Source organism: Alicyclobacillus fodiniaquatilis, assembly GCF_042678105.1.
GTDB lineage: Bacteria > Bacillota > Bacilli > Alicyclobacillales > Alicyclobacillaceae > Alicyclobacillus > Alicyclobacillus fodiniaquatilis.
On record NZ_JBHUCX010000046.1, the window covers coordinates 1 to 10,524 of the forward strand.

Genomic DNA, 10,524 nt, shown 5'->3' on the forward strand with positions numbered 1-10,524 from the left:
AGATCATGACGTGACAAAACGTCCCTGTCGGAATCCCGGCGGGGATTTTCTATTATGATGATCATTCATTTTCGTGATCAAGGTGTCCTACGTTTGACGCTTACACATTTCGGACTTTGCTACCAGAACTTCGTGGTAAAAAAGTACTTTGATTTGGGCGGTGGGTTTGGTTGGCACTGTTATTATGGTCGTGAACAACAGGCACGATCTGTCATTGGAGTAGACCTCTTGAAAGCATGCGATGCGTGCCAAGGCTAGCAACTATGGTTCGGAGTAGAGTACCATAGCGCTGTCAATTGAAGATATCGATTTCTGCAGATGAATTTGAAGTCCTAAGGAAAGTGTCTGGCATAGCGCAACGTACAAAGATCTCAATAGGGCTTCCACCGACAAGATGACGGACCTGTCCCTAAAAAACGGTGAACATTGGATTATCGTAAAAGTTGAAACGTCAAATCGTGTTGCTTCGTCTAACTAATGCAAATACGAGGAGGTCTATCATGAATAAGCGTCTTGCTTTAATACCGATCACAGTACTGGTGTTGTTGACTTTAGCGGGCTGTACGACGTCCCCTGATGCAGATGGCGCTAAGAATAATTGGGTCAAAAATTCAACTACAAACGCATCTCACGATCATGCTTTGTCCAATTCAACGGGAGCAACAAACAATAACGCGTCGAATACAAGTAATACCACAAACAGTGCCAAAGTTTCTGTGGGTAGCACAACCACAACGACATCACAAGCCAATTATGCGAGTGAGATCGCGTTGATAAAAAGCAAGGGTTACGCTTTAAATAGAACAATTCCGAATGCGACTGTCAAAACGTCGTCTGGCGCAGCATTATCTGCTTGGATAGGTGTATCTGGAAGAGATGGACATAGTCAGTTCGTCTTCTTCTTTCTCAATGGTAAGTATTTAGGAACAGATACTGCTAAACCAAGTGTGGAGATCACAAGTGTGACAACTGCTGAAAACGGCGTTGCTGTGACCTATCCTGTCTACAAGAAGAATGATTCGTTTGCCAATCCAACCGGTACACCTGTAACGATTACGTATACTTGGAATGGTTCAAAATTGGTTCCTAACAAACCTTATCCAAAGCAATTCCAAGCAAGCAACACAACAAATGCCTCAGGGTCGGCTCGATCTGGAAGCGGCGTTCAAGCGTTAAACACGCTCTACATGGTCAACTCTAACACGGGATGGGCAACAGGACTCACCAGTGTGTGGTTGACGAGAGACGGTGGCGTTGATTGGAACAACGTGTCCCCACAAGGGTTTTCTCATTTAAAGAATCTTCAAATGAAGGTTTATGGCTTAGATGCTAAAGACGTATGGCTCGCGGTCAATGATTCTGCTTCGATTAGTAAACCCATTGCGATCTATCACACCACAAATGGAGGAAAGTCGTGGGTCAAACAAAAATTTACCGGTACAGGAGAACCAATCAGTTTTCATTTTCAGGACGCAAATTACGGTTGGATCGCCTTGATGCAAGGAGCTGCAGCTGGAAGCGAAAAAGAAACAATCTATCAAACAAGTGATGGCGGAAACAGCTGGAACAAAGTTTCTACGACGACGAATGAAACTAGAGGAGGGCTCCCATTTGGGGGTGATAAAACTGGGGTCAGCTTCATCAATAATAACAACCATGGATGGGCAACTGGCTTTACACCTGTCAATGGACTCGTATATTTGTACCAGACAACCGATGATGGAAAGACGTGGAACCTACAGCATGTAACGGTTCCATCACAATTCACTAGTGCTGAATTTATGTCTTATCCACCTATTTTCTTCAGCCAGCAAGATGGTATCTTGCCTGTTAGCGATGGTTCAACCTTACTTATCTACCGTACAACGGACGGTGGAAAGACATGGATTTCCGGTAAGGAGGTACAGAGTATCGCTAAGAATCAAGCGATTCAGGCGTGGAGCTTCCCAACCATGAACGACGCGCTGGCTACAGACGGGAATAAGATGTTTGTGACGACTGACGGTGGGCAAGCATGGTCATCGTTTACTCCGAATATCTCGTTACGAAACGTCTCTGTATTGACGTTTACCTCATCTACACAAGGCTGGGCTTTGATGACTTCGGGCGCATTGTATCATACGAATAATGGCGGACATACTTGGATCAAGGAGTATCCTGTTCAGCAGTAAATCAATAAAAAATACCCCTAATGTGTTTGGGCGCCATTGGGGTATTTTGTAGTGCTATTTGCTTGGCTTATTGAATATATTGAGAGAGAAACGTTTAACTACAAGTTGCTCCAGAGATGCCGATTGGCAGACTCATGGGGGCTAATTACAGGAACTATGTTGCCTGAAGGGGCACCAGCTTACGAAACTCTTTTTCAGGAATCGGACGGCTAAAGAGATATCCTTGTACTTCGTCACAATTAAATGCTTTTAGACAATGAAATTGTTCTTCGGATTCCACACCTTCAGCAATAACACGCAGTCCTATCGCGTGAGCTAGTGAAATGATATGCTTTGTTATCTGGTTGTTCTTTTCAGAATTCGGAATGCTCAATTGATCAATAAACGCCTTGTCGACCTTAAGAGAATCTGCAGGAAACAAGCGTAGAGAATTCAGGGAGGAATATCCCTTTCCGAAATCATCCACAGCAATACGAATCCCAAGCTCTCTCAAAGCTCCAAGCCTTTCAATTGCCTGAATTTCATTCTGAACAGCAATTCCTTCTGTAACTTCTAGTTCTAGATAATCTGGTGGCAAACCGGTCTGCGTCAGAACTTCTTTAATACTCTTCACAATATCTCCGAACCATAGTTGTAGCGGAGAAATGTTTACGCTTATGGGAACATTTAATAAACCTTCATCCATCCAAATCTTATTCTGTCTGCATGCTTGTTGAATAACCCAATCTCCAATTTTGAGGATCATTCCTGTCTCCTCAGCTATGGGTATAAAGTCATTCGGAGAAATTACACCTTTGCGTGGATGTAACCATCGGATTAATGCTTCCGTACCAACGATTCGTCTACTATTCGTATCAATTTTGGGCTGGAAATATAATTCGAATTCATCACCCTCTAGTGCACGTCTCAAATCCATTTCCAATTCTAATCCTAAAGTGGCCTTGGTCATTAGGTGGCTATATATTTGGTATTTAATTCCATACTTCTTAGCCCTATACATAGCAATGTCTGCAGCTTGGAGCAAGGAGTTAACATTGTTTCCGTGTTCAGGATACAAACTAATCCCAATCGAAGGCGTTATAAAGAGCTCGATATTAGTCAAAGATATCACTTGTTCAAGATCAGAGATTAAGCCCTGAACGGCCATTAAAAGTCGATCAGTATCCTCAAAAGGAATGATCAGTGTAAACTCGTCTCCCCCCCAACGAGCTACTACCCCGTGTAAATTATCGATAACCTTAGATAATCTTTTACCTATCTCACAAAGAACCTCGTCCCCAATATTATGACCCAGAGTATCGTTCACATTTTTAAATCGGTCCATGTCCAAAAAAAGGACAGCAAAGTTCGTAGAGTACTTGTCAAATGAGTGAATTATATTGTCGATACTTTGATTAAACGACATACGATTCGGCAATCCAGTAAGAGAGTCATAGTATGCATGACGTTTGATCCTTTCTTCGTATTCAATACGATCCGTTATATCAGTAGACACACGAAGCGTCTGACTCGCGTGATGAAAATTTACAGGTATTTCTACGGTTGTGACTGTCCTTGTTTGTCCTACAGCATTTATTAAATTGCGCTGTACCGTTGGTACGGTTTCAGGCGTTTGCTCCACCGTAGTTCCTTGCTCCATATGACTTCTAATTCCTCTATTTCTTAATTCCTCCACTTCTTCTAGTGACCGTCCAATAATGGAATCTGAGGGCAGCCCATAAAATCGAGCAAAAGCTCTATTAACAATCGTAAAAAGACCCTTACTATTCATTACGCTTAAGTAGTTCGGGCTAACATCTATTACCTTATGAAGAAATTCTGATTGCTCTTGAAGACTTTGATTGGCGCTACGATACCGTTCAGACACAAACCTTGAATACGCAATAAAAATTGTAGAAGAGAAGATGATGCACGTTAAACCACTTGAGAAAACAAAAATACTTGGATATATATTAAACAGCCCAACTGAAAACATTAACGCGGCGGATATCAAAAACTGAATCAAGAATTTGCGGGTTATACCATCTTGAATCCGTCTTGTGACCCGAAAACATAGAACCGTGAATATGCCAAAAGCCACTACTTGAGCATAAAACGTCCATGCGAGAGGGCCATAGATAGGGAATAATAGAATATATCGTCCAAAATTAACAGTTCGAAGGAGTGTGATTCCTGCTCGCGTCCATCCAATTGTATACACAAACGCAGACCACAGAGCAATTCCGCCAATCACTACTTTGTTGTAACAAAATTTCCACCAATTTGGACGGTTACCTTTAGGTACGAGATTCGTAGCTGTCGAGGCTACAAAAAAAAGAGAAGGGATTAAAAAAATCGTTCCAAACCGAAAAAGACGAAATAGTATCAATGCTGTTGGACGTTGGAGAACAGAGTAACTGTACAAATCCGCGACATCCCATTGCCATATGGCAGTTAAGATTAGAAAGGAAACAAGTGCAAACGTCAATTGGGAGCGACCAAACAAAGGAATAATGCTCAATGCAAACAAGATAGGGACAAGACCTATATAAAACATCAATAAAAATAGCACCTACATCAACCCTTTGCTCAACCTAGTGATCAACAAACAAGTATTGTTCCCGCCAAAACCATGTGTGGTAATAGCTACTGACTGTACCTCAGACGGTCTCGTTTCAAAAACAATTGGCAGGTTTTCGTATCCGGAGGCTTTAGTTTTCGTAGTTCCTGGGATAAAGCCGTATTCAATACTTTGGAGTGCTGAGATGACCTGAAAAACACCCGCAGCAGCAAAAGGGTGGCCTATCATTGCTTTAATGGAGGTTAGTGGTACCTCTTTGCCGAACAATTGTTGATGCACATACTGCTCAACTCTATCATTTTCGTGTAGACCGAGTGCCTGACTATTTACATAACTTGGTCTATGGCCATTTAAAGTTGCTTTCAGTGCTTTTAACATAGATTTTCCAGAAGAATCCGATCTATGAATCGCAATCGCATCATTGTTTGAGGAAACATCCTGAACTACCCCGTAAATATAAGCACCTCTACGCAGAGCTGACTCTTCGGTCTCCAGAGCCAACACTGCCGCGCCTTCGGCTATAACAAATCCATCATGACTCATTGAAAAAGGAACACCAGTATCACAAACGTCCACATTTAATGCAATCCCGCGTAACTTTGCAAAGCTATACAGACTAAAGGAAGTAATTGGGGCATCAGCTCCTCCAACTAAGCAAGCGTCAATTTGACCACTTTCAATCAGCGCTTTTCCCATATTTATGGCGTCGACTCCGGCAGTACACCCGCTCCCCACAGTCAAAGACATACCCGTTAATCCAAAATGCGCTGAAACAGCTGATGCTGTACTGTGAAAGTTTCCTGTGGACGCGCCCAACCTTGGAAAAGCTGCATAGTCCTGATTTCTGCTAAACATTGTTCCTTCTTCGATTTCAAGAAGTCCTCCTGCAGAAGAACCAATAATCACGGCTACACGATTGGCGTCAAACTCATTCAAACGACCCCACCCGGCTAAGCCTACAGCATCTTGTGCAGCTGCCAGGGCAAGTCGACTTACACGAGGATATCTGTGGTAATTATTACCGCCGATTATATTGAAGTTTTCATTTATTTGTCCACAAACAACACTCGATCCATTAGGTCCTATATCCGGTATAACAGTATAAGTACACTTTCCGTTTATCAGAACATTCCTAAAATCACTTTCATTACTAATGTTGGGGGCGTTTACCCCGTAACCTGTAATGACTACTCTCTTTGATTCCATGTTAGATGCTCCACTACAGAGGATTTTGGTTAAGCGTGAATGAACTTATTGATAAATATCTTCTCTAAAAATTAAAGGCCAGTATTCATGTTACTCAGAGTGGCGAATCATGTAAAGTTATGTTGAATTTTGTCGTAATTACACGAACGTTAACTGCGAAGCTACGACTACATTACCAACATGATTGCAAGACTCTAACAAGTCAAATGGAAAGTACCAGCGATTCCCCAATTTCTTCGACGCCTGATTTTGGACGGGGTGTGTTTAGGGTTTCGATATATGTACATTTTTATGTTTATACGCATTTTATACGGTTGATAAGGTTCCGCAACTTTATATTGTATTGCCGATGCAAAGAATCGATCTACCCGTTTGGTTCAGCCAACGGTTCAGGCTTCGATGAGTGAATACCGGCCGTTCATGAGTCCTTATTGGCGTCAGAGAGTAAGGGGTATGTGACTACGAACTTGTGCTGTTTGAACGGGTATTCCGCGGCTGGCCATAGACAGTGCATAGGTATTCCCTAATACCAGGCTTCGCATAGATCTGAAATTGATTCCGATATAATTGGAGCAGAATTTCACGAAGTTTGTCCTTAGTACCGGAATACTAATCATGTCACTCCGCTCCAAACTTGCGGAAACCATTACCAATGATTTAAATTGAATATACCTTTCCAAAACAGAATCAAGCTTATGCCCAAAAATGAAGTACTAAAATTAGAACCAGAGATTACCCCATATACTTTACAGGGTGGTAGTATGAGAAAAATTAATATTGTACTCGCAGGGTTATTAATAATGTTTATAATGGTTATTTTGTTAATTCAAAATTTAGAATTAAAAACTCTTCATATTCAAGAACAAAGTATGGCACATCAGGGAGTCATCGATCTGCGTGATAACGCAACTTCTACTCCGCAAATTATTTCTCTTACCGGGCAATGGCTATTTTATCCCAAAGAGCTAATTTCTCCTGAAGATATTAAGCACAAGGTAGGGCCAGAGAGAGAGACTATTGATGTTCCAAAAGTTTGGGGGCAAGGCTATGGCACATACGAACTAACTATTACTTTACCGACGAATGAACAGCACCAGCTGAATGCTATCTATATACCAAGTATTTCATCCTCGTATCGTATGTGGATTAATGGCATTACTATGCATACTGCAGGCGTAGTGGGACTAACGCGTACTACAACAACGCCGCAAGATAGCCCAGGCATTGTTGTAGTACCAAAAGAACAAGGAAACTCAATCCATATCGTTATTCAGGTATCTAATTTTATTCAGCAGAAGGGAGGAATAGGGGAGGTTCCATACCTAGGTTCAATTCAGTCTCTAAATAGACTTGAAAGCATACGTTTATCAGAACAATTATTTATTATTGGGAGCCTATTTACTCTTTCAGTGTTTTGCCTTTCTTTATACCTGTCAAACCGTCGTGATAAGTTCCCTCTGTATTTTGCACTCTTTTGTATAGATGTTATTGTACAAGCGCTGTTTCTTAACGACACCACAATTACTACCTTTTTCCCAACGGTAGGATGGAGCTTTGAAACACGAGTACAGTACCTCTCCGCCTCTGTCGGGGTGTTTCTACTTCTCCTGACAACACGGGCACTCTATCCGAAGGATTCTATACGTAAGATTGAGAGTCTTTTTTTTGTGTTTAGTAGCGTACTTTCTATTATGTTCATGACGACCCCACCTTGGATATTTACATATACATTATTGTTCATGAGTGTAATAGCGATAACTGTGAATTTGTATATGTTGTTCGTTTTTAGTCGCGCCATAGTGAATCATCGCTCATTTGCTTTATTAAATATGGTTTCCTTACTAGTCCTGACAGGGTCGATTGTTAATGATTTACTGTATTATACGAATGCCATTCAATCACAAGAACTTTTGCCGGTTGGGCTGTTTTTTTATGTACTAATTCAAACCATTATATATTCAGTTACCCATACGCGGAACTTATTGAATCTTGATATTAAAGCTGAACAACTTTTGGCTTTGAATCAAGAACTTGAAAAAAAAGTACATGACCGAACAATTGAGCTTTCGCGAGCCGTGGAAGAACTAAATAAGCTTGCAATGAGGGACGATTTAACGTCTATTCCTAATCGTCGTTTCTTTGAAACAGCGATATATGACAGTATGGAGTTTTTGCTGAACAAAGGTAATATCGGATTGATGTTGATTGATGTTGACTATTTTAAACAATATAACGATTTATATGGTCATTTATCAGGTGATGAGTGTCTAAGAAAAATAGCCTTGACACTCGATAACGAAGTAAGACGCAACAAGGATTCTTTTGTAGCAAGAATTGGAGGCGAGGAATTCGTTGCTGTATTCTCAGAGGTGAAGGATAGGAATATATCGATAATAGCGGATGACCTGTTAAACGTAATTAAAGAGTTAAACATCCCGCATCCGAAGTCTTCGGTTTCTCCCACAGTGACAATATCGATTGGTGGAGTTGTCTCGTTTGTAACACCTGAGCTAAATCATGAGGATTTATTACGGCACGCCGATGAAATGTTATACAAAGCTAAAGAAAGAGGACGGAACCAATTTACTTTAACGACTATGAGTTTGAACAATCATAATACAATCGTTTTGGATAATTCCTCATAATGGGCATAATTTCCGTGTTTGTACCGACTCAATAGCAAAACAGTGTCCATGTCGTTTACAAGAAATTGGGTAAAAATGAGCCGCCCACTTGACATAACAAGTGAACGAACCATGGGATTGCATAGTTCGAGCCTTACTACATGGTTTCCCATTTTCTAAGAAGGCTTTCTGACTCGAGATATCATTTGTTGGAAAATTACGCCTCGTAGCTATCGCATGTTCGGTTAAAAAAGGGAATGTATAGAACGACCATTTTCTGTTCATTCGAATTCAAAACATCAATCACACAAAAACGACGAAATCCACTGGGGCGCATAGGACTTCGTCGACTTGTGAATGAAACATACTTCATTTGTGTCTCTTTGGCGGACCGGAGTCCCGATAACCTGATTTACGTTAACAAAAGCGAAAAAGGTTACTCAATGACAATGTCATATTCCATACGCTTCGCTGTTTGTTGAGCAATTTCCGGACCAAGAAGTCGTTTAATGATATGAAATGACATATTGATACCTGCGGATATTCCTCCGGATGTTACAACATTACCTTCATCGACAAACTTCACATTCCGCTGCACTTTTACCTCTGGGAATTCGGCCTCTAGCCTATCGTAACTAGCCCAATGCGTGGTTGCCCTCTTCTGGTTCAACAGCCCTGCCTTAGCCAATAGCAGAGCCCCAGTACATACGGAAGTCATGAGTTCAATGTCTCCCATGCGTCCAGCAATCCACTGTATCACTTTCTCGTTTTCAATCTCCCGTTCACGAGCTCCAGGCCCACCTGGAATGACCAGAATATCGAAATGGGGGGTATTGTAAAAGCTGTAATCAGGCTGCACTTTTAGACCATTCCGGGCACGTACGAGATTTCCCTTCTCGGATATAGTCTTTACAAGGAACGGTTTTGAATCTATCTGCTGGTCTAGGTACGCCGCCACAGAAAACACTTCAAAGGGGCCTGCAAAATCTAACACTTCGATATCATCAAAGAGTAAAATGGCTACTTTCCACTGTTGATTCACGTTTAGTACCTCCTTCCGATAGATGCTTTAGTCCGCTAAGGAGATGTTATGTCGCCTTTTTCAGTTAACGCCCCCTTATGCGCAAGAAGGTATGCAAGCTTTCGGTCGTATCGTTTCAGGGATAAAGTTTTTGGTTGTTGGCGAGCATCTCGACAAACTTGTCGATTCGTGCCTTTCTGGTTTCTGGTTTTTTGGCAGTCTGGATTCGATAGTATATCGAATAGCGATTCTGTCTATTAAGCGTTTCGAAAAATGCTTCCGCTTGTGGGTTCTTCTCTAATTCATGTTGGAAATCATCGGGGACCGTAAAATTTCGCTGAGATTCATATGCTGCATCCCAACGTCCGTCTTCTTTTGCAGCATTCACTTCTTTCATACCGCTTGGCTTTATTTTGCCAGACGCTATGAGTTGCGTGACCTTATCGATGTTTACCTTAGACCAAACGCTTTTGGATCTCCTTGAAGTAAATTTTTGCAACCACATGTCCTCGTCATATGTTTTTTTTTGTCCATCGATCCACCCATAGCAAAGAGCAACTTCAAGCGCCTCAGAATAAGACACTGTCGTTGTCGTTGAATCCCTCTTTGCTACTTTTACCCAAATCCCTTTTGAATGTTCATGGTTAGTATCAAGCCACTGTTCCCAAGCACATCGGTCGGCGAACAAACAAATTGGTAATCCTCCGAGTGTTTCCATGTCGGGATGCCTCCAATCAAGATGCAACAATAAGTGATGTTCATCTTGGGTTAAACTGCTCCGTTAGTGCAGCAACGCTAGCCCCTATATCACGTCCGTTAACGGATTTTACGTAGCCTTCTTGAACTGATATGAACGAGGCCGTCAACCGCCACTCGTTTTTTTCTTGTCAAGAGACCATGGAGTTAAATGCCTGGCCCGAAGGCAAGGTTCGTCGACGGTTG

The 10,524-nt window shown here is 41.7% G+C and carries 6 protein-coding genes and 1 pseudogene; 3 read left to right on the forward strand and 4 right to left on the reverse strand.

Going from position 1 to position 10,524, the window contains the following annotated elements; translation table 11 throughout:
* Positions 1 to 116 precede the first annotated feature (116 nt).
* Together ACFSB2_RS16430 and ACFSB2_RS16435 are read left to right on the forward strand one after the other, a co-directional pair.
* Positions 117 to 228 (forward strand): annotated as a pseudogene (locus ACFSB2_RS16430) (class I SAM-dependent methyltransferase); the annotation flags it as partial.
* A 272-nt stretch (positions 229 to 500) separates the two neighbouring features.
* Positions 501 to 2,171 carry a VPS10 domain-containing protein gene (locus tag ACFSB2_RS16435; RefSeq protein ID WP_377944188.1) on the forward strand — a complete coding sequence of 557 codons (1,671 nt, stop codon included), beginning with the start codon at positions 501 to 503 and terminating at the stop codon, positions 2,169 to 2,171.
* A gap of 154 nt (positions 2,172 to 2,325) precedes the next feature.
* Here ACFSB2_RS16435 and ACFSB2_RS16440 read toward each other — a convergent pair whose 3' ends face one another.
* Together ACFSB2_RS16440 and ACFSB2_RS16445 are read right to left on the reverse strand one after the other, a co-directional pair.
* Complete coding sequence (locus ACFSB2_RS16440) at positions 2,326 to 4,722, reverse strand: putative bifunctional diguanylate cyclase/phosphodiesterase (RefSeq protein WP_377944189.1); 2,397 nt, start codon at positions 4,720 to 4,722, stop codon at positions 2,326 to 2,328.
* Positions 4,723 to 5,937 (reverse strand): beta-ketoacyl synthase N-terminal-like domain-containing protein, encoded by a 1,215-nt coding sequence (locus ACFSB2_RS16445; protein WP_377944190.1) that lies wholly within the window; start codon positions 5,935 to 5,937, stop codon positions 4,723 to 4,725.
* 695 nt (positions 5,938 to 6,632) lie between these two features.
* On the opposite strand from ACFSB2_RS16445, the gene ACFSB2_RS16450 reads away from it, so the two are divergent.
* On the forward strand, positions 6,633 to 8,582 hold the full coding sequence (locus tag ACFSB2_RS16450; RefSeq protein WP_377944191.1) for a sensor domain-containing diguanylate cyclase: 1,950 nt from the start codon (positions 6,633 to 6,635) through the stop codon (positions 8,580 to 8,582).
* Between the two features lie 415 nt (positions 8,583 to 8,997).
* Here the strand turns inward: ACFSB2_RS16450 and ACFSB2_RS16455 are convergent, their stop codons facing one another.
* Both ACFSB2_RS16455 and ACFSB2_RS16460 read right to left on the reverse strand, forming a co-directional pair.
* Positions 8,998 to 9,603, reverse strand: coding sequence for a DJ-1/PfpI family protein (locus ACFSB2_RS16455; protein ID WP_377944192.1), 606 nt, complete (start codon positions 9,601 to 9,603; stop codon positions 8,998 to 9,000).
* Between the two features lie 115 nt (positions 9,604 to 9,718).
* Positions 9,719 to 10,300 carry a YdeI/OmpD-associated family protein gene (locus tag ACFSB2_RS16460; RefSeq protein ID WP_377944193.1) on the reverse strand — a complete coding sequence of 194 codons (582 nt, stop codon included), beginning with the start codon at positions 10,298 to 10,300 and terminating at the stop codon, positions 9,719 to 9,721.
* Positions 10,301 to 10,524 lie beyond the last annotated feature (224 nt).